At 58.5% G+C, this 19520-nt stretch carries 23 protein-coding genes; 20 read left to right on the forward strand and 3 right to left on the reverse strand.

Going from position 1 to position 19520, the window contains the following annotated elements; genetic code table 11:
• Nucleotides 1-32: 32 nt before the first annotated feature.
• From LOH54_RS06495 to mrdA, 13 genes are read left to right on the forward strand one after another with little or no spacing between them, the layout of a single operon-like run.
• Entirely contained in the window at nucleotides 33-899 is an 867-nt protein-coding gene (locus LOH54_RS06495; RefSeq protein ID WP_231018025.1) for an NAD(+)/NADH kinase, read from the forward strand.
• Complete coding sequence (locus LOH54_RS06500; RefSeq protein WP_231018026.1) at nucleotides 896-2455, forward strand: AAA family ATPase; 1560 nt, start codon at nucleotides 896-898, stop codon at nucleotides 2453-2455. The genes LOH54_RS06495 and LOH54_RS06500 overlap by 4 nt, the downstream gene beginning before the upstream one ends.
• On the forward strand, nucleotides 2452-3228 hold the full coding sequence (locus LOH54_RS06505) for a TatD family hydrolase (RefSeq protein ID WP_231018027.1): 777 nt from the start codon (nucleotides 2452-2454) through the stop codon (nucleotides 3226-3228). Before LOH54_RS06500 ends, LOH54_RS06505 begins: the two co-directional genes overlap by 4 nt.
• A 44-nt stretch (nucleotides 3229-3272) precedes the next feature.
• Complete coding sequence (locus LOH54_RS06510; RefSeq protein ID WP_231018028.1) at nucleotides 3273-4499, forward strand: lytic transglycosylase domain-containing protein; 1227 nt, start codon at nucleotides 3273-3275, stop codon at nucleotides 4497-4499.
• Nucleotides 4492-5280: a septal ring lytic transglycosylase RlpA family protein gene (locus tag LOH54_RS06515; RefSeq protein ID WP_231018029.1), complete on the forward strand. Its 789-nt coding sequence runs from the start codon at nucleotides 4492-4494 to the stop codon at nucleotides 5278-5280. Before LOH54_RS06510 ends, LOH54_RS06515 begins: the two co-directional genes overlap by 8 nt.
• A 2-nt stretch (nucleotides 5281-5282) precedes the next feature.
• Entirely contained in the window at nucleotides 5283-5855 is a 573-nt protein-coding gene (hisB, locus tag LOH54_RS06520) for an imidazoleglycerol-phosphate dehydratase HisB (RefSeq protein ID WP_231018030.1), read from the forward strand.
• Nucleotides 5852-6349 carry a KdsC family phosphatase gene (locus LOH54_RS06525; protein WP_231018031.1) on the forward strand — a complete coding sequence of 166 codons (498 nt, stop codon included), beginning with the start codon at nucleotides 5852-5854 and terminating at the stop codon, nucleotides 6347-6349. Before hisB ends, LOH54_RS06525 begins: the two co-directional genes overlap by 4 nt.
• Complete coding sequence (locus LOH54_RS06530) at nucleotides 6346-6864, forward strand: LptA/OstA family protein (protein ID WP_231018032.1); 519 nt, start codon at nucleotides 6346-6348, stop codon at nucleotides 6862-6864. The genes LOH54_RS06525 and LOH54_RS06530 overlap by 4 nt, the downstream gene beginning before the upstream one ends.
• The gene (gene lptA, locus LOH54_RS06535) at nucleotides 6861-7340 is read left to right on the forward strand and encodes a lipopolysaccharide transport periplasmic protein LptA (RefSeq protein ID WP_231018033.1); all 480 of its coding nucleotides are present in this window, start codon (nucleotides 6861-6863) and stop codon (nucleotides 7338-7340) included. Before LOH54_RS06530 ends, lptA begins: the two co-directional genes overlap by 4 nt.
• Nucleotides 7337-7960: a ribosome biogenesis GTP-binding protein YihA/YsxC gene (yihA, locus tag LOH54_RS06540; protein WP_231018034.1), complete on the forward strand. Its 624-nt coding sequence runs from the start codon at nucleotides 7337-7339 to the stop codon at nucleotides 7958-7960. Before lptA ends, yihA begins: the two co-directional genes overlap by 4 nt.
• Nucleotides 7944-8405 (forward strand): N-acetyltransferase, encoded by a 462-nt coding sequence (locus LOH54_RS06545; protein WP_231018035.1) that lies wholly within the window; start codon nucleotides 7944-7946, stop codon nucleotides 8403-8405. Before yihA ends, LOH54_RS06545 begins: the two co-directional genes overlap by 17 nt.
• Nucleotides 8372-8824 (forward strand): hypothetical protein, encoded by a 453-nt coding sequence (locus tag LOH54_RS06550; RefSeq protein WP_231018036.1) that lies wholly within the window; start codon nucleotides 8372-8374, stop codon nucleotides 8822-8824. The genes LOH54_RS06545 and LOH54_RS06550 overlap by 34 nt, the downstream gene beginning before the upstream one ends.
• Nucleotides 8821-10605: a penicillin-binding protein 2 gene (gene mrdA, locus LOH54_RS06555; protein WP_231018037.1), complete on the forward strand. Its 1785-nt coding sequence runs from the start codon at nucleotides 8821-8823 to the stop codon at nucleotides 10603-10605. The genes LOH54_RS06550 and mrdA overlap by 4 nt, the downstream gene beginning before the upstream one ends.
• A gap of 13 nt (nucleotides 10606-10618) precedes the next feature.
• Here mrdA and LOH54_RS06560 read toward each other — a convergent pair whose 3' ends face one another.
• Both LOH54_RS06560 and ybeY read right to left on the reverse strand, forming a co-directional pair.
• The gene (locus tag LOH54_RS06560) at nucleotides 10619-11548 is read right to left on the reverse strand and encodes a calcium/sodium antiporter (RefSeq protein ID WP_231018038.1); all 930 of its coding nucleotides are present in this window, start codon (nucleotides 11546-11548) and stop codon (nucleotides 10619-10621) included.
• Entirely contained in the window at nucleotides 11548-11970 is a 423-nt protein-coding gene (gene ybeY / locus LOH54_RS06565) for an rRNA maturation RNase YbeY (protein WP_231018039.1), read from the reverse strand. The genes LOH54_RS06560 and ybeY overlap by 1 nt, the downstream gene beginning before the upstream one ends.
• 75 nt (nucleotides 11971-12045) lie before the next feature.
• On the opposite strand from ybeY, the gene LOH54_RS06570 reads away from it, so the two are divergent.
• The 7 genes from LOH54_RS06570 to LOH54_RS06600 all read left to right on the forward strand — a co-directional run bounded on the left by LOH54_RS06570 (nucleotide 12046) and on the right by LOH54_RS06600 (nucleotide 18330).
• The gene (locus LOH54_RS06570) at nucleotides 12046-12555 is read left to right on the forward strand and encodes a gluconate 2-dehydrogenase subunit 3 family protein (RefSeq protein WP_231018040.1); all 510 of its coding nucleotides are present in this window, start codon (nucleotides 12046-12048) and stop codon (nucleotides 12553-12555) included.
• The gene (locus LOH54_RS06575; RefSeq protein ID WP_231018041.1) at nucleotides 12552-14258 is read left to right on the forward strand and encodes a GMC family oxidoreductase; all 1707 of its coding nucleotides are present in this window, start codon (nucleotides 12552-12554) and stop codon (nucleotides 14256-14258) included. The genes LOH54_RS06570 and LOH54_RS06575 overlap by 4 nt, the downstream gene beginning before the upstream one ends.
• A gap of 11 nt (nucleotides 14259-14269) precedes the next feature.
• A complete protein-coding gene (queC, locus tag LOH54_RS06580) occupies nucleotides 14270-14953 on the forward strand; it encodes a 7-cyano-7-deazaguanine synthase QueC (RefSeq protein ID WP_255707097.1) in 684 nt (227 codons plus the stop codon).
• Between the two features lie 55 nt (nucleotides 14954-15008).
• A complete protein-coding gene (locus LOH54_RS06585) occupies nucleotides 15009-16229 on the forward strand; it encodes an EAL and HDOD domain-containing protein (protein ID WP_231018042.1) in 1221 nt (406 codons plus the stop codon).
• Nucleotides 16230-16727, forward strand: a complete 498-nt coding sequence (locus LOH54_RS06590) for a DNA-deoxyinosine glycosylase (RefSeq protein ID WP_231018043.1) — start codon at nucleotides 16230-16232, stop codon at nucleotides 16725-16727.
• Nucleotides 16717-17346, forward strand: coding sequence for a M48 family metallopeptidase (locus LOH54_RS06595; RefSeq protein WP_231018044.1), 630 nt, complete (start codon nucleotides 16717-16719; stop codon nucleotides 17344-17346). The genes LOH54_RS06590 and LOH54_RS06595 overlap by 11 nt, the downstream gene beginning before the upstream one ends.
• A gap of 96 nt (nucleotides 17347-17442) precedes the next feature.
• Nucleotides 17443-18330: a bifunctional methionine sulfoxide reductase B/A protein gene (locus LOH54_RS06600; protein WP_416768927.1), complete on the forward strand. Its 888-nt coding sequence runs from the start codon at nucleotides 17443-17445 to the stop codon at nucleotides 18328-18330.
• Here the strand turns inward: LOH54_RS06600 and LOH54_RS06605 are convergent.
• Complete coding sequence (locus LOH54_RS06605) at nucleotides 18327-19460, reverse strand: TRAP transporter substrate-binding protein (protein ID WP_231018045.1); 1134 nt, start codon at nucleotides 19458-19460, stop codon at nucleotides 18327-18329. The genes LOH54_RS06600 and LOH54_RS06605 overlap by 4 nt on opposite strands.
• Nucleotides 19461-19520 lie beyond the last annotated feature (60 nt).

Raw genomic sequence — 19520 nt, forward strand, 5'->3', positions numbered from 1 at the left:
GCGGCGATGCGCAGCGTGGTATAATCTGTTCCATGAATGAAACAGCGCAGATTTCACTGAAAAAAGTCGGCATTATCCTGCGGCCGTCGACGCCGGAACTGAAAGAGGTTTTCTACCGGGTCAAGCAGATCTTCGAGGCCCACGGCATCGAAGTGCTTATCGACAACCTCAGCGGCGGCATGATCGGCGTCCTGGGTCAGCAGTTCGACATCCTCTGCCGGGAGAGCGACCTGCTGGCCACGATCGGCGGCGACGGGACCCTTATCTCCGCCGTGCGCCGGTCGCACAGCTTCGGCAAACCCGTGATGGGGATCCACGCCGGGAAACTCGGTTTCCTCGCCGACGTTGCGCTCGATGAGCTCGATGAGATCCTGACGCAGATCCAGGCCGGGGAGTACCGCATCGACGAACGGGCGATGCTGCAGGCGGTGATTACGACGGGGGCGGGGGAGAAGCGCGTCGTCGCTTTCAACGACATCGTCATCACGCGCCCCTCCATCTCCAAGATGATCCACGTCGAGACCTTCGTCGACGGCAAAAACTTCAACACCTATTTCGGCGACGGCGTCATCATCTCCACCCCGACGGGGTCGACCGCCTACAACCTCTCCGCCGGGGGGCCGGTCCTCTTCCCCCTGACGAAGGTCTTCGCCCTGACGCCGATCTGTCCGCACTCACTGACCCAGCGGCCGGTCGTTCTGCCCGGGCAGTACGATATCGAAGTCCGGACACCGGACCAGAGCGCGCTTGCCGTCGTTGACGGGCAGGATATGTACGAGTTCGGCGAAGGGGACAGCATCCGCATCTCCCTGGCCGACATGCCGGCCAAACTCCTGCACCGCAAAGCCTTCAACTACTTCGATGTGCTCAAGGAAAAACTGAACTGGGGGGAAGGATGATCGAACATTTCCATCTGCGCGACTGTCTGACATTTGAAGAGGTCTCCATTGACCTCAAACCGGGGCTTATCGTCTTTTCGGGACCCAGCGGCAGCGGAAAGTCCGTCTTTATGCGTTCCATCCTCGCCTCGTTCGGTCTGGACGATCCCATCGCGGCCCTGAGCGAATCGGTCGTCTCCTGGCAGATCGACGAAAGCGCCAGCGGGCTGCTCAATGAAAGCCCGAACGTGCTTCGGGAGGTGAAGAAAGAGAAGGCACGCTACTTCTTTAACAGCCAGTCCATCTCCCGCGCGACGGTGGCGGAGCTCAGCAAAACCCACCTGCGCCACCTGAGCCTGAAGGATTACAGCGATTTCGATTCGGACGCGCTCCTGGGGCTCATCGATGCGACGGTCTCCGTTTCCGATGCGAAACATACGCACCACGTCAGTCTCTACCACCAGGGGTACCTGCGTCTTAAGCAGCTCGAACAGGAGCTGGAGCGCCTTAAATCCGACGAGCGCAAACTGCGGGAGCAGGAGGAGTTCGCCCGATTCGAGGTCAACAAGATCAACGACATCGGTCCGGAACCGGGCGAATACGACGCCCTGCTCGAGATCAAGAAATCCCTGTCGAAAAAAGAGAAACTCGAAGAGAAGATCGGCCACGCCCAGCAGATCTTCGATTATGAGCATATCGTCAACGAAGTGCTCGAATCACTGGACATCGACGGCGCCTTTTTCGACGACACGATGAACGAACTGCGCACACAGTTCGATTCAGCCCAGGAGCGTTTCGACGACCTCGAGGGCACCGATATTGAACAGGTCCTCAACCGCCTGGAGTCGCTTTCGGAACTAAAGCGGCGCTACGGCAGCATCGAGGAGGCGCTCTCCTACCGCGACAGCAAACAAAAAGAGCTCGACGTCTACGAATCCCTGGAGGAGCATGTCGAAGCGCTGCAGCAGGAACTCAATACCCTCTACACCTCCTTGACGCAGAGCGCCGCGCAGATCTCCCTTGCACGCAGCGGCGCCCTGTACACGCTTAACGACTCCATCAACGGCTATCTGCACCAGCTCTATCTCGACGGCGCGGAAGTGACGCTGACCCACGGCGATTTCGGCCCGCAGGGGCAGGACCGCGCCTCCCTGCAGCTCAAGGGCGCACCGCTGCAGCAGATCAGTGCCGGGGAATTCAACCGCCTACGTCTTGCGCTCCTGGCGGTCAAGTCCGAAGGGATGCAGGGGCAGCAGGGCGTTTTGATGCTTGACGAGATCGATGCCAACCTCAGCGGCGAGGAGTCCATGAGCGTCGCCCGGGTACTGCGCACCCTCAGCCGCCATTTTCAGATCCTCGTCATCTCACACCAGCCCCAACTGACCGCCATGGGCGAGCAGCACTTCATCGTCACCAAAAGCGAACACAGCCACGTCCGGGAACTGGCTACGCAGGAGGAGCGGATGGAGGAGATCGCCCGGATCGTCAGCGGCGAATCGGTTTCGGAGAAAGCCCGCCATCTGGCCACGGAGCTGCTGGAGACGGCCCACGGCAGCGCCGAAAGGGGCGTTTCGTGATCATCGACACCCATATCCACCTCGACGATGAGCGTTACGAAGAGGATCTCGAAGCGGTGCTCGAGCGCGCCGAACGCGAGGGCGTCGAGGCCCTGATCATCCCCGGTGCCGATGCCGAGACCCTGCCACGGGCCATCGCGATCGCCGAAGCGCATGAAAACGTCTATTTCGCCGTCGGTATTCACCCCTACGATCTTGACGGCTTCGACACAGCCTGTTTCGACGAATTCCTCAACCACCCCAAGTGCGTCGCCGTCGGGGAGTGCGGGCTTGACTACTTCCGACTCGAAGGCAGCGAGGAGGAGCAGGCCGAAGAGAAACGGAAACAGGCTGAGGTGTTCCGGGCCCAGATCCGCATCGCGCTGGCCTACGGCAAACCGCTGATTGTGCATATTCGTAACGCCAGCCATGACGCGCGCGTCATTCTCGAAGAGGAGGGGGCATCGCGGGTCGGGGGCGTGCTGCACTGCTATAACGCCGACGAAGAGTTGTTGGTGCTCGCCGGCCAGAACTTCTATTTCGGCATCGGCGGCGTGCTGACCTTCAAGAACGCGCGCAAGCTTGTGCAGGTGCTGCCAAAGATCCCGAAAGAGCGCCTCCTGATCGAAACGGACGGGCCCTATCTGACGCCTCATCCGCACCGCGGCGAACGCAACGAACCGGCCTATACGAAACTGGTCGCCGAAAAAATGGGCGAACTGCTCGACATGCCCGTCGAGACGGTCGAAGCGGTAACGACTCGGAACGCCTCGCGGCTTTTCGGCATTTTCTAACAACAGGGCACTATGTTATAATAAGCCAAAAAAGAGGGGATTTTTTGGTTATTGGACGTATTCTTGCACCCATTTTTTTGCTGCCCGCGCTGCTTTTCGGCGCCCTGTTTTTTGATTCAGACTCGAACCGGGAGGCCGAGATCGTACGGGCGTTCGATCTGCCGACCACTTTTCTAAACGACCCCAAGCTTCAAAAGATCATCAGCAAAAAACGCACAGAGTACCAGCGCCGCGGCTTCTTCAAGAGCCTTGACCAGGCCTACCTTTTCATCCCGATGATCAAGGACATCCTGGTACACTCTGACGTCCCCGACGAGTTCCTCTTCCTGGCGATGGCGGAGTCGGGCTTCTCCATCGACGCCTATTCCCATAAAAAAGCCTCCGGGGTCTGGCAGTTCATGCCCGAAACGGGGCGTACCTTCGGCCTTCAGATCAATGATTATGTCGACGAACGCAGGGACCTTGTCAAGTCGACCAAGGCCGCCATCACCTACCTGGAGACGCTCCATGCCAGGTTCAACAAATGGTACCTCGCCGCCATCGCGTATAACTGCGGGGAAGGGCGTCTTTACCGTGCGATCAAAAAGGCGGGTACCGACAACATCTCCGTGCTGCTCGATGAGAAAAAACGCTACCTTCCCAGGGAGAGCCGCAACTATATCCGCAAGATCGTCGCGCTGACGCTGCTGGCGTCGGATGAGGATTTCATGATCAACCAGGAGTACGCCTACTTGCTTAACCGCGCCAACGCCTACTCCATCGCGCAGGTCAAAGTGTCACGGGGTGAACGCATCAGCCGGGTCGCCAAGCTGATTAACATGCCAACGTACAAGCTGACATCGCTCAATCCCCACCTCAAATACGACTTCGTACCGCCCAAAAACACGCAGTACACGATCTATATCCCCTATGTCAAACTGAACGAATTCCGCCAGAATTACAAACCCGCCCCGTTGGAGACCTTCTACATGCTTCACCATGTCGAAGCGGGGGATAACCTCTCCCGGATAGGAAAAAAATACCGCGTCCCCTACAAGATGATCAAGGAGTTCAACCGTCTGCATACGAACATGCTGCGTATCGGGCAGAAGCTTGTTATCCCCCTTTCCAAACCGCTGGATCTTAAAAACGGCAAATACACCGTCAAGCGCGGAGACTCCCTCGAGACGATCGCCCGTATTTTTGAGACGACGGTCTCCAGCCTGAGAAAACTCAATAACATCAAGGGGAGCCTGATCCGCGTCGGCGACCGGCTGAGTATTTATGACTAAAATCCTTCCGCTTCTCGCCCTTTTGCTCCTGGTCGCCGGGTGCAGTACGCGGGGCGTATCGTCCCGCACTGCCTATGAAGCGCCCCCGGCCGTCGCTACACGGACAACGCCCGCGTCATCGACGTACAAACACCCTACGATGCGCCCCTACACGGTCAATGGTCGCCGCTACTACCCCACGGTCGTCCAGAAGGGCGACACCTTCGACGGCCGCGCCAGCTGGTACGGCCCCGACTTTCACGGCAAACTGACCTCGAACGGCGAACGCTACGACATGTACGCCGCCACCGCCGCGCACAAAACCCTGCCGATGAATACCATCGTGCGCGTCACCAACAGACGCAACGGGCGCCAGACCGTCGTACGCATCAACGACAGGGGGCCCTTTGTCGCATCGCGGATCATCGACCTCTCCAAAAAGGCCGCCAACGATCTTCAGATGGTGGGAGCAGGGACGACCGACGTGCATCTCGAGGTGCTTGGCTTTGCCGGCAAAGGCGAGCGCGTCATCCCGTCGGAAGCGGCGCTGCGCGCCGGACCGGCGGAGCAGGTCGTCAGTGCGTTCTATATTCAGATCGGCGCTTTCCGCCGTTTCGAGGGCGCTTCCATCACCCAGCAGAAATTCGATGGTTTCGAAGGGCATAAAACGATCATCAAGGATACTGAGTATAATAACGAAAGACTTTTCCGCGTCTGGCTCGGAAAGTTCAAAAGCGAGGCCGAGGCGCACGATTTTATTGCATCGTCGCCTTTTGAGCACGCCTTTATCGTAAGGAAATAAGCATGATCGTCAAAGAGCGCAATACCAAAGAGACGCAGATTCGCGTAGAGCTTGAACTCTACGGCGAGGGGAAAAGCAGCATCGAAACCGGTGTCGGTTTTTTCGACCACATGCTCGAAGCTTTCGCCAAACATGCCCTGATCGATCTGAACGTCTCCTGCCAGGGCGACACGCACATTGACGACCACCACAGCGTCGAGGATGTCGGCATCGTGATCGCCATGGCGCTGGCCGAGGCGATCTACCCGATCGAGAAGGTCGAGCGTTTCGGCAACGCCGTCGTCGTCATGGACGAGGCGAGCGTCAGCTGCGACATGGACCTAAGCAACCGTCCCTATCTCTATTACGACGTTCCCGTCAGCGGCAAGGTCGGCAGCTTCGATGCTGAGCTGGCCGAAGAGTTCTTCCGGGCCATCGTTTTCAATTCACGCATCTGTGCGCATATCGTCATGCAGCGCGGTAAAAACCGACACCACGTCATCGAGGCGGCCTTCAAAGCCTTCGCCGTGGCGCTGCGCCGGGCAGTCACCCGCAACGAACGCGTCACCGTACCGAGCACGAAGGGCGTTTTGTGATCAAACTGATCATCCTGGACGTGGACGGCTGCCTGACCAACGGACAGATCATCTACGGTGAAAGCGGCGAAGAGATCAAGGCGTTCAACGTCAAAGACGGCCTGGCGATCAAGAGCTGGATGCGCCTCGGACACGAAGTGGCCATTATCACCGGACGCCGATCGGGCATCGTCAAACGGCGCGCGGACGAGCTGGGGATTTTGCACCTCTATCAGGGTGTCATGGACAAACGCAAACGCCTGGAGATGCTCTGCAGCGATCTCGGCATCGATGTGGCAACAGAGGTCGCGGCCGTCGGTGACGACCTGAATGACCTGAAAATGCTGGAGCTGGCCGCAGTCTCCTTTGCCCCTGCCGATGCATCCGCCTACATCACCGGCCGCGTCGACAACGTCCTTTCCCGCCGGGGCGGCGAAGCTGCCGTACGGGAGATGATCGAAGCGCTGATGCGCCGTAACGGCGAGGAAGAGGCCTTTCTCGCGCAGTGGCAATGAGCGTCACGTCCTTCTACCTCCTTATCGGGGCGGTGCTGGGGGGAATTTTCCTCTTTTTCAAACCGTTGCAGGTCGATATTGCCTCCCCCGGGGAGCTCGCACAGATCGAGCTGGATCGTTTCACGGTCTACGAGGTCGCGTCGACCGGGGTGAAAACGATACTGGCGGGGCATCATGCATCGCGCTTCCCCGACCGCTACGAGGTGGTTGATCTGAACCTCACCGACCGTTCGGAAGGGCATGTGGAGACCATGAAGGCCAGCAAAGGCATCTACAAAGAGCCGCTGATCACCCTCGAAGGGGATGTGCGCTTCAGACGTGACGACGGGATCACCTTCGAGACCGCAAAGGCCGACTACAACCAGAGCTCGGGGGAAGTACGCGCACCGGGCGCTTTCGTGCTTTGGCAGGCGCGGGACCGCGTTGACGGCAGAAACCTTTACTATAACCTCAACAGCGGCGATATCAGTGCGAAAAAGATCGTCGGAATCTACACCATGAAGGAGAAGATGTGAAGTCCGCTTTAGCCCTTATCCTGGCCACGGCAGTGACCGGGAGCCTCTATGCAGCCGAACAGCTCAGAATCGTTGCCGACGCCTTTACGGCCAACGAAAAACAGGGGCGTTCGGTCTTCGAGGGTCATGTGCACATCAAGATGGGAAGCGACGAACTCAACGCCTCGCGCGTTGAGGTCTATACCGCGGCCGACCGTACGCCGACGAAGTATATCGCCAGCGGCGACGCCTCCTTTTTCCTCAAGGCCGACAACGGTTCCACCTACAGCGGGCGCGCGCAGAAGGTCATCTATCTGCCGCTCAAAGAGCAGTACAGTTTCTACGGCGACGTACACCTTATGCAGCACGACGAGCACAAGCAGATCGACGGTGAAGAGGTCGTGGTCAATATCCAGGAGGGAACGGCCGCGGCAAAAGGGGCTGAGCGCCAGCCCGTTATCATGATCTTCAATCTCCCCGAGGAGAAAAAGAAGTGATTGAGGTCGTCGAAGCGCATTTCGAGACGAGCGCCGCGAACATCTCCCAGTCACCGGAGAACGACACCGTCAACGAGGTGGCCTTCATGGCCCGCTCCAACGCAGGCAAAAGTTCGCTGCTCAATGCGCTGTGTAACCACAAAAACCTTGCAAAAGTCTCCGCGACGCCGGGGAAAACGCGCCTGATCAACTATTTCGACGCCACCTTCATGGATCGGGAGAGCCGCGAAAAATATTCGGCAAAACTGGTCGACCTTCCCGGGTTTGGATACGCGAAGGTCTCCAAAAGCCTCAAGAGCGACTGGGAGAAGAACCTGACCGACTTCATTACCCAGCGCGAACAGATCCGCGTCTTTGTCCATCTTGTCGATGCGCGCCACCCCGATCTCCCCATCGACCGCTCCGTCGCCGAATACCTTGAGCAGATCCGCCGCCCCGGCCAGACCGTTCTGCGCGTCTTTACCAAAGGGGACAAGCTCAACCAGAAAGAGCTCGGGGCGCTGCTGCGGGATTACCCCGGTGCGATGGTCGTCTCCAGCAGCAAAAAGCGGGGCATTTCAAAACTGGCGGCACGCCTTTACGATCTCCTGACGGAGGATGATGATGGCCATTCACTATAGAAAAGCGACCCTGGCCGATATCGAGGCGATGCAGCGCCTCGTCGCGCCCAAGGTCGACGACGGCACCATTCTCGTGCGCAGCAACGACGAACTGGCGACCAACATCCGCTCCTACATACTCGCTTTTGACGGCGAGCGCCTGATCGGCTTCACGGCACTGCATGTGCATTCGCCGGAGCTGGCGGAAATCCGCTCGCTGATCGTCGACGAACCCTACCGCAACCGCGGGATCGGGGCGGAACTGGTCAAGCTGGCACTGGAAGAGGGGAGGAAGCTCGGCCTCAAACGGATCCTGGCACTCACCTATGCGGCCCGATTCTTCGAAAAACTCTCCTTTTCCGAGATCCCAAAAGAGAGCCTGCCCGAACATAAGATCTGGGCCGACTGTATCAAATGCAAGCACTTTCCGGTATGCAACGAAATCGCGCTGATCAAAACCCTCTGATCTGGCTTTTTTTCGCGCTGCTCTTCGTGCCCTACGAAGCGCTCTCCATGCACTACCTCTATCTGCCGCCGATGTTCGGCGTCCTTTTTTTCCTCTACATCAGGGCGCTTGATACCCATTCGTCCTTCGCGTTTTTCCTGATCATGATCCTGCTGGTCATCGCCGAGACCGCCAAGGGGTATCTGCTGCTCAGCACGCTCTTCTTCTATACGGTCAGCTACTTCCTGATCCTGCCGCGGATCAAAAGTATCGTCTCCTGCCATCTCTGCCTCAACGGGATCATCGTGGTGCTCGCCTACGTCGGCTACTGGGCGTTTACCGCGCTTTTTGCGAATATGTTCGCCCTGCCGCTGCCGCAGCTTGATTTCAAGGTCATCTTCTACATGATGATCGAATTCTTCCTGGTGGGGCTGCTGTGAGAACCCGTTTCCTTATCGCCCTGTTCATCTTCATCTGGGTCTCGCTGCTCAGCCGCGTCTACTATCTGAGCGTGCACTCCAACCGCTATTACGAGCAGCTCTCGACGGAAAACACCCTCAAGACGGAGCGGATCGCACCGGTCCGCGGCGAGATACTCGACCGGAACTTCAAGCCCCTCGCCATCAACAAGCTGGGTTTCAAGATCGAGATCATGCCCCATCTGAACACCCAGAAGCGGTTGGAGAGCCTTCAGACGACGCTGGAACGGATCCAGACGCTGCTGCCGATGCTCGATGCGCAGAAGATGATCAAGATCTACAAACAGAACGATTCACACTACAACCACCGCGAGATCGCCGTGGCCGACTTTATCTCCTACGAGGATATTCTGCCCGTCTACTCGGAGCTGAACCTGCTCGAGAACGTCAAGATCTCTCCGGCCCCGATGCGCTACTACCCCTACCAGAAGATCGCGGCGCATCTCATCGGGTATACGGCGAAGTCCAACCAGCAGGAGATCGAGAAGGACCCCGTGCTCAAACTGACGGGCATCGTCGGGAAATCGGGTCTTGAGAAGCAGTACAACCGCTACCTCGAAGGGGTGCCCGGGGAGCGCACGGTACAGATGAACGCGCTCAACGAGGAGATCTCCGTGCTCGAGACCCGCAAGGCGGTGGAGAACCGGAACCTGGTGCTCACCATTGACATGCGGTTGCAGCAGTACATCAGCGAACTGATGCGCGGGAATGCGGGGGCCGTGATCGTGATGGGCCTTGACGGCGAGATCCTCTCGGCGGGGAGCTACCCCGAATACAACCCCAACACCTTCGTCTCGGGGATCTCGGCAAAGAAATGGAACGCCCTGATCAACGACCTCGACATGCCCTTTACAAACAAGATCGTCAACGGGCTCTATCCGCCGGGCTCCACCATCAAACCCTCTATCGGGCTCGTCTATCTCGACAGCGGGATCAGCCAGTGGTGGTACGTCACCTGCAGCGGTACGATGAAGCTGGGGAACCGAAATTTCCGCTGCTGGAAAAGCTGGGGACACGGCAAGACAGACCTGCACAAGGCGATCCGCGAGAGCTGCGATGACTACTTCTACAAAGGGAGTCTCAAGGTCGGGATCGAAAAAATCAGTGAAGGGTTGAAAAACTTCGGCCTGGGCAACAAAACGGATATAGACCTTCCCAATGAGTTCATCGGCACCATTCCCAACCGGGCCTGGAAACGGGAGCGCTACAACGAACCGTGGTATATCGGCGAGACGCTCAACACCTCCATCGGGCAGGGGAGTGTGCTCGTTACGCCCCTGCAGATCGCCCAGAACACGGCGCTCCTCGCCGGCGGGAAACTGCCACGACCGAGGCTAGCGCGCATGATCGACAACAACCTGACCAAAGCGGTCTACCGGGATGTACTGACCCCTGCGCAAAAAGCGGACCTTCCCATCATCCGCCGTGCGATGCGCCAGGTCTGCAGCCATCCCAAAGGAACGGCGTCCTCCCAGATCAAAACCACGGTGCCCATCGCAGGCAAGACCGGTACCGCCCAGGTAGTCGGGATCCCGCAGGCGACGAAGAAACGGATCAAAGAGGAGGATATGGCCTACTATACGCGCTCACACGCCTGGCTGACGACCTATGGGCCCTATAAGCATCCCAAATACGTCGTTACCGCCCTGATTGAACACGGCGGCCACGGGGCCAGCGCCGCCGGTGACATCGTCTCGAAGATCTATGACAAACTGGTAGAGTTCGGGTATATTAAAAAGTAGCGGCTGCAGGGGCTTACTGCCCGAGCGCGCTTTTGACGAAGAGGGCAAAGATCATCAGTAGAATGATCCCGCCGGCTTTGCTGTAGAGCTTATTGGCAAGGACCAGCAGCAGCGCGAGTGAAGCAGCCATCATAATGTAGATGTCGGCGAGGTTTGTCCCGTTGATGGGAAGCGGGCGGATAATGGCCGCGCCGCCGAGCACCATGGCAAAGTTGGCAACGTTGGAACCGATGATGTTCCCAATGCTCAGATCGGCGTTGCCCTTTTTGAGGGCAACAAGGGAGACGACAAGCTCCGGCAGCGACGTCCCGAAGGCGATCAGCAGCAGGCCGATGACCCATTCGCTGACCCCGAGGCTGCGGGCGATCATACTGGCGCTTTCGACAACGAAGTGGGCCCCGCCGATGGTCATAATGAAGCCCACACCGAGCAGCGCAATCGTTTTGCCCCAGGCAAAGGCCTCTTTTTCCAGGCTCTCGTCAATCTCCTCGGTCAGTTCCGAACCGTCCGTCGAGAAGAGGAAGTAAAGGTAGGCGGCCATGAGAATGACAAAGATGCCGCCCTCGAAACGGCCGATGACGCCGTCGTAAGCCGTCAGAAAATAGAGGATGACGGGGAAAAGGATCCAGGCGCTGTCGCGGTTGAACAGATCGCGGTCCGGATTCATCTTCTTCGCCAGGACAAAGACGAGGCCCAGGACGAGGGTGATATTCATCGTCACGCTGCCGACGACGTTCGCGACAGCCATTTCGGGCTTGGCGTACCATGACGCTGTCATCGATGCCGCCATCTCCGGCAGGGAAGTGCCGAACCCGACCAGCGTCGCGCCGATGACGAAGTGGGAGATGTTGTAGTGCAGGGCGATCCGCTCGGATTCGCGGATAATGAAATCCGCCCCCCAGATAAGCGCCGCCATCGCGGCAACGAAAACAAGATACTCCATTACGCCTCCTCGGTACGGACGATCAGGCTGCTCGGCAGTCCGAGCGCTTTGATGACTTCTTCCTCTTTGCGCCGCATCTCGCCCTCGTCCGTCTCATGGTCAAAGCCCAGCAGGTGCAATACGCCGTGCAAAAAGAGCAGGGCGCACTCCTCCGTCTCGCTGTGACCGAAACGCGCCGCGCCGCTGCGCACATGGTCTGCGCTGATAACGATGCTGCCGATCGGTGCCATCGGCATCGGATCGTAAGGGAAGCTCAGCACATCGGTCGCTTTGTCGATGCCGCGGTGGTCGCGGTTGAGCACGCGGATCGTCTCGTCGTCGCAGATGACAAGCTCCATCTCGCCTGCGTCCAGCGCGTCAACAATGGCGTCAAGCAGTGTAAAATCCGGTAGAAAATCCGTTTGGTTGTCGATATCAATCATAGACGGCATTTTAGCCAATCTGTGCTTTAGCGTGCCGTTACTGAAACGTTTTTGCCGCTATGCTACAATCAATCCATGATAAACCGACGAACCCTCCTGTTCGGGGGCGCGGCGCTGCTGCTTCTGCCTGCCGAAAGCGGTGCGGAGTACGCCCGTCCCGTCACCATGCACGCAGAACCGTACCAGACCATTGCCACCGTCCATCGCGACCTCTTTCCCGGTGGCGGCGGTGCCCCTTCGCCCCGGCTGCTCAAAGCGATCGACTACCTCGGCGGCGTTATGCGCGATCCCTACGTCGATGACGATGACAAGCGTTTTCTCACCAACGGCGCGCGCTGGCTGAACGAACAGGCCCGCAAGGATTACGGCTATGCCTACTACCGGCTCCCCCCGGAACAGCGCCAGCAGGTCCTGCAAAAGGCTTCCGGACTCGTCTGGGGGGACAACTGGCTCTGGAGCGTGCTCTCCTATCTTTTCGAAGCCCTGCTGAGCGACCCTGTCTACGGCGCGAACACCCACGAGGCAGGGTGGCGCTGGCTGCGTTACGAACCCGGCTATCCCCGGCCGAAGACACCGTTAATATGAAACAATATGATATCTGCATCGTCGGCAGCGGCGCGGGGGCTTCTCCCGTAGCATACGAACTCAGCCGCGCGGGCTACCGTGTCCTCGTACTGGAGAAGGGGCCCTACCTGACGGAGAAGGATTTTACCAAGGACGAAATCGCCGTCAGCCGCCGCAGCATCTACACCCCCCGGCTTAGGGAGGAGCAGCATGTCGTGGAGACCTATGACAGTGACGGCAGCATTGATCGCGTGACCGCGGCGGAATCGGGCTGGAACTTCTGGAACGGCTCCATGGTGGGAGGCTCTTCGAATCTGATGAGCGGCTATTTCCACCGGATGAAACCGGTCGACTTCAGGCTCCGATCCGCCTTCGGTCCCGTGGCAGGGGCCAACGTCGTCGACTGGCCCATCTCCTATGACGACATGGAACCCTATTTTACGAAAGTCGAACAGCTCGTCGGCGTCTCGGGCAGGGTCGTCGAGCACCCTTTCCAGGAGCGGCGCTCCACGAAGGATTTCCCCTTCCCGCCGACCTGGGAGCAGCCCATCTCCGGCTGGTTTGATACGGCCTGCGAAACGCTCGGGTATCACAGCATCCCCACGCCGAGGGCCGTGCTCCCCTTTGACGCCCTGGGGCGCAGCGGCTGTTCCTACTCCAACTTCTGCGGCAGTTACGGCTGCGCGACGGGCGCCAAAGGCAACGCCCGCGCGGCACTCCTTGAAAAGGCGAAAGCGACGGGGCGGTGCGATATTCTCCCGAACGTGTTTGTCTACAGACTCGATGCCGACCGGCAGCACGTCACCGCGGCGCACTACTTTGATGCCGACGGCAGACCCCGCACCGTCACGGCAGGCACCTTTGTTGTTGCCGCCCAGGCGATCGAAAGCGTACGCCTGCTGTTCAATTCGCGCAACGATTTCCACCCCGACGGTCTGGGAAACGCCAACGGCCAGCTGGGCAAGAACCTTATCTTTTCCGCCGGCGGCAGCGGGCAGGGGAGGTTCGAGTTTGCCCGCCTGAACGAACGGCAGCGCTTTGAGCTGATGACCCGCGGCGCCTTCGTCAACCGCTCGTTGCAGGAGTGGTACGTCTATCATCAAAACGGGCGTGCGGTGAAAGGGGGGACGATCGATTTTCTCTTCGAGCATGCCAACCCCGTCAGTCGTGCCCTGCGCGAGCTTTACGACGACGACGGCAATCTGCTCTGGGGGCGGAAACTGCAGGCGCGGCTTGAGCACGCCTTCACGGCGTCTCGTATCTTCGCCTTTGAGGTCTTTAATGACTGGATGCCGACGGACAAATGTTTTGTCTCCGTTGACGAAAGCGTGAAAGACAAGTGGGGAGTGCCCGTCGGCAAGATCCGCCTCTACGGCCATCCGCAGGATATCGAGGTCGGGAATTACCTGGCCGAAAAAGCGGAGAGTGTCCTGCGGCAGATGGGAGCGGTTGAGATCGAGAGCGACATCTCCTCGGCCCCGCCGCCGAATCTGGTCGCCGGCGGGTGCCGTTTCGGGACGGACCCCGAACACTCCGTCCTCGACCCCAATTGCAAAATGCACGGCATCGACAATCTCTATGTTTCCGATGCGAGCTTTATGCCGACGGGCGGGAGCGTGCCCTACACCTGGACGATCTACGCCAACGCGTTCCGGGTCGCCGATGCCATCATGGCCGCGCTCAAAGGCCGGGAAACAGGCTATAATAACGTCAAAGATTCATAAGGGGAGCACACGTGGGTAAAAAAGCGGTCTGTATCATGAGCGGCGGAATGGATTCGACACTGGCGGCCTATATGCTCCGCGCTCAGGGGTATGAGATCGTTGCGGTCCATTTCAACTACGATCAGCGCACGCAGCAAAAGGAGCTGGAGAGCTTCCGGGCTATCACGGCGCGCCTCGGCACCGGGCAGACCTACGAGATCGATCTGGACTTTTTCGCCGCCATCGGCGCCTCGGCATTGACGGACAGAAGCATCGACGTCCCCACGGGCGGCATTGAAGCCGGCGTCCCCGTCACCTACGTACCGTTCCGTAACGGCATCTTTTTGAGCATCGCCGCCGCCATTGCCGAAAAAGAGGGAGCTTCCGTCATCGGCATTGGTGTCGTCGAGGAGGATTCCAGCGGCTACCCCGACTGCCGCGAGGCCTACATCGAAGCGATGCAGCGTGCCGTCAATCTCGGCACGAGGGATGAAACGCAGCTCACCATCGCCATGCCGCTGGTGCACCTTAAAAAGGAGCAGATCGTCGCCGAGGCCCTTGCGTACGACGTACCGCTCGAACTGACCTGGAGCTGCTACAGTGACGAAGCGGCGGCCTGCGGCGTCTGCGACAGCTGCCGGCTCCGCCTCAAAGGTTTCGAACTGGCCGGCATACCCGACCCGATTCCCTATCGTGTTAAAAACGGTGTGTCCTAAGCCTGTCGAAAACTGTTATGATATACAATATCAGAAGTTGACACAAAGGAGTCCGATGACAGAGTTTGTACAAGTTGCGCGACAGCCCATCATCGATGCTTCCAATGCTACCTACGGCTACGAACTGCTGCACCGCGAAGGTGAGAACAACGCCGCTAACCCAGCATTGACGCATCGGCTGATGTCCGCGCAAGTAATGCTGAGCGTATTCAACCTGATTGGCCGGGAGCGCGCAGTGGGGGATAGTCTTGCATTCTTCAATATCTCCCCCGCTTTTTTGATGACGGATATTATTGAGACCTTCCGTCCCGATCAATGCGTCTTCGAGATTGCGGCGAACGAGCCGCTGCGCCATAATGAAATCGCCAAGCTGAAAATTCTGTACGACAACGGGTACCGTTTTGCCCTGGATAACTTCATCGTATCTGCCAATACGATCACCCAGTACGAAAATGTACTGCCCTATATCAGCTATCTCAAGATCGACATTCAAAACAGCGATGTCGAACAAGTTGCCGAATATGCCGGCGTGTTAAAGAAAAACCATAAGCTCATTGCCCAGAAGGTCGAAACCATCGACGAGTTTTCCGCATACCAGAGCCTCGGTTTCGATTATTTCCAGGGGTACTACATCCAGCACCCGGTCCCGGTCAAGCACTACCGCCTCGAACCCAAACAGATCGGGGTCAGCCGGCTTTACAAGATGCTCGACACCGTGCCGTTCCATGAATTCGCCAAAGAGTTTGAACGCCACAACGAGCTCACCATCCAGTTTTTCCAGTATCTCATCTCCACCGGCATCAAGCGCTACGACGCCACGCGCTCCGTCCGTGCCATGATCATGGATATCGGTCCCGATGTCATGCGCCGCTGGTTCATGCTCATCATTTATGCGAAGGGCGGTGCGGACATCAGCGTCGAGAAAGGGCCTTTTTCCCGCTTCTTCGAAGAGCGTATCGACCTGATGAACACCATCGTTTCCAACGTTCACAGCGCCGATCCGGAGCGCCGCAGCGACGAACTCCGCCTGCTGGCGGTTTTCTCGACCCTGATCGACATCTACCAGATCCCTTTCGATACGCTGATGGCGTCCTTCGAGATCACCAAGAACCTCGAAAAGTGGATCGCGGCGCGCAAAGGGCGTTTCAGCCTGCTGTACAAGGCCGTAAACCAGCTGCAGCACAAACCCCTCGATATCGAGAAGGTCAACCGCGTGCTCAAAGCCTTCAAGACCGATTACGACGAGGTGAGCGTCAAGATGGACCACCGGGTGTAGATGCGCCTGGAGCACCCCTTCGACCCCGTTGCCGACGACCGTTCCCGCGTCCTGGTCCTCGGTTCTTTCCCCAGCATCGCCTCTTTCAAAGCCGATTTCTACTACGCCCACCCGCGCAACCAGTTCTGGCCCATCATGGAGAGACTTTTTGACGTCGCCCTCCCGGACAAAGCCGCCCGCCGCGCTTTCGCGCTGGAGCAGGGGATCGCCCTCTGGGACAGCTATGCATCCCTGGTGCGCAGTGAGAACAACTCGAGCGACGCGAATCTGAGCGAGCTCGTTCCCAACGACATCCCCGCTTTTCTCGCGTCGCATCCCGGGATCGTGCATATTTTCTGTACCGGCAAAAAAGCCTTCGAAGGGTGCAAAAAACATTACCCGGACCTTTCCGTCCCCTGTACGCTGCTTCCCTCGACATCGCCGGCGTACGCTGCTATGCGTTTTGAGGCGAAACTCGAGGCCTATCGGCCGGTCAAGGGGGTGCTCTATGGTGATTGAGTTCGACGGCATCCAGGTCGAGCACCGTGTCAATCCCCGGATGAAGCACGCCTATCTCAGTGTGGAGGCGGACGGCACGGTCGTGCTCAAGTCCAACGGTCGGGGGCAGCGGCACCTGCAGGCGTTCGTCACTTCCAAGCGCGAGTGGATCCTTCGCCAGCAGAACCGCTACGCCGCGCAGCCGACGATGCGGCTGGGGGAGAGCCTACTTTTTCTGGGCGACATCGTACCCCTTACGTCGCTTGACGCCGCGTTTCAGACGCACTCGCCCGAGGCGCTCCGGCGAAGCTGCGACCGCTTCTACCGCGAACGCGCCGAAGCAGTGCTGCGCGAAAAAACCGCCCTGTTCGCCGAACGGATGGGGGTGACGTACGAGGCGATCCGCTTCCGGAAGATGAAACGGCGCTGGGGGAGCTGCTCGAAGACGGGGGTGATCACCTACAACACCCTGCTGCTCCAGCTTGAAGAGGCGATGGTTGATTATACCGTCGTACACGAACTGGCGCACCGCGTCCATTTCAACCACTCCGCCGACTTCCACGCTCTCGTAGCCTCCATCCTTCCCGACGAGAAGGCGCTGCGTCTCCGGATGCGGCACCGCAAAGCCTCCTACTACTGATCAGCGTTTTTGAACTATTAATGCACTCTGCCTATACTCGGGAAAAGAGGAGAGAAGATGAAATACATTCTTTTTTTTATCACCCTGTTTCTGACCCTGGCCGTTGCCGCGGATAGCGCGCCGTACAAACCCGTCGGCACCTGGAAACCGCTGACGCCGCAGGAGGAAGCGGTCATCGTCCATAAAGCCACGGAGCGTCCCTACAGCGGCGAGCTGCTTCACAACAAGGCCAAGGGCACCTATGTCTGCAAACGCTGCGGGGCCAAACTCTACCGCTCCGAGGACAAATTCGATTCGCACTGCGGCTGGCCATCCTTTGACGACGAGATCCCCGGCGCCGTGAAGCGCATTCCCGATCCCGACGGCTACCGTACGGAGATTATCTGCGCCAACTGCGGCGCGCACCTGGGCCATGTCTTCAGCGGTGAGCACCTGACTCAGAAGAACCTCCGTCACTGTGTCAACTCCATCTCCATGGAATTCATCCCCGAAAAAAAAGTCGCCTACTTTGCCGGCGGCTGTTTCTGGGGCGTGGAGTACTACATAGAGAAGATCCCCGGCGTCACATCGGTCGTCTCCGGCTATATGGGTGGCAATATGCCAGACCCTACCTACAGGGACGTCTCCTCCGGGCGTACCGGCTATCTTGAGACAGTTGCTGTCACTTATGACCCTTCAAAAGTCGACTACAAAACGCTTGCCAAAACCTTCTTCGATATCCACGACCCGACGCAAAAGGGCAGGCAAGGGCCCGACATCGGCAGCCAGTACCAGAGTGCGGTTTTCTACAATGACCTGAAAGAGAAAATGATTGCCGAAGCGTTGATAGCGCAGTTGGTCAAAAACGGCTATAACGTCCAAACGGAGCTGCTCGAAGCATCAGCATTCCAGAAAGCCGAAGCGTATCACCAGGACTACTACATGCGTCATCACAAACAGCCTTACTGCCACGGCTTCGTCGACCGCTTCAAAGATAAGGATTAGCGGACGTTGAGGAAGTAGCGCAGGCTGGCGTCGCTGAAGACCTTGCTTTTGGCAAGATAGGAGGAGGCGCTCTCAAAAACCCGTTTGAAGTCGGCGCTCTGGGCGCTCTGTTCGGCGATAACCGCTGTCAGCGCTTTTTTAGCGGCCTCGGTGACGGCGTCGGGGAAGCGCATCAGCTTGACGCCGTTCGCTTCGAGCGAAGCCATCGCCTCGGCGTTCTTCGCCTGGAATTCGAAGGTCATCGTGCTGTTGAGCTCGCTGACAGCACACTCGATGATAGCCTGCTGTTCTCCCGAGAGCCGCTCCCACGTATGTTTGCTGAAGGTCATCTCCAGGATGGAACCCGGTTCGTGCCATCCCGAGTAGTAGTAGGGCGCTACCTTGTAAAAGCCCATCTTCGTGTCGAGGTAGGGGCCGACCCACTCTGTCGCATCGATCACGCCGCGCTCCAGGGAGGTGTAGATCTCCCCGGCGGGCAGCAGGACGGGGTTGACGCCGAGCTTCGACATCACTTCGCCGCCGAGCCCCGGGATGCGCATCTTCAGGCCATTCATATCCTCCAGGGTCTCGATCGGTTTTCGAAACCAGCCGCCCATCTGGATATTGGTATTGCCGCCGGCAAAAGGGTGGAGGTTGTAGCGGCCGTAGAGCTCCCGCCACAGCTCCATGCCGCCGCCGTAGAGAATCCAGCCGTTAAGCTCCTCCGCCGTCATCCCAAACGGGAACCCGCTGAAGAGGGAGAAGGCCGCGTTTTTGCCCTTCCAGTAGTAGGGGCCCGAGTGGAACCCGTCGATCTGGCCGCTGCTGGCCGCATCAAAAACGGCGAGGGCGGGGACGAGGGTGTTTTTCGGGAAGAGCTTGATACTGAGCTGCCCGCCGCTGATCTGCGCGACCCGATCGGCGAAACGGTCGACGCCCGTGCCCATGATGGGAAAGTGCGCCGGCCAGCTCGTCGCGATCTTGAGCTCCGTCTTTTTGCCGCGGTTGATGTTGACGCTTTTGTCTGTCGTATCGTGCTGTTTCGGATGTTTGCTGTAGTCGATCGCCACCCGATTACTGTCGTTGCAGCCCTCGAGCAGCACCGCCGACGATGTCGCCGCCGCAGCAGTCAGAAAAGTACGTCTATCCATCTATAATCTCCTATATAATTCCCATTTCTTTTCCAAAAACCGGCCAGTACTTTCTACGCT

Origin of the sequence: Sulfurimonas sp. HSL-3221 (genome assembly GCF_021044585.1) — a bacterium.
GTDB classification, from domain to species: Bacteria; Campylobacterota; Campylobacteria; order Campylobacterales; family Sulfurimonadaceae; genus Thiomicrolovo; species Thiomicrolovo sulfuroxydans.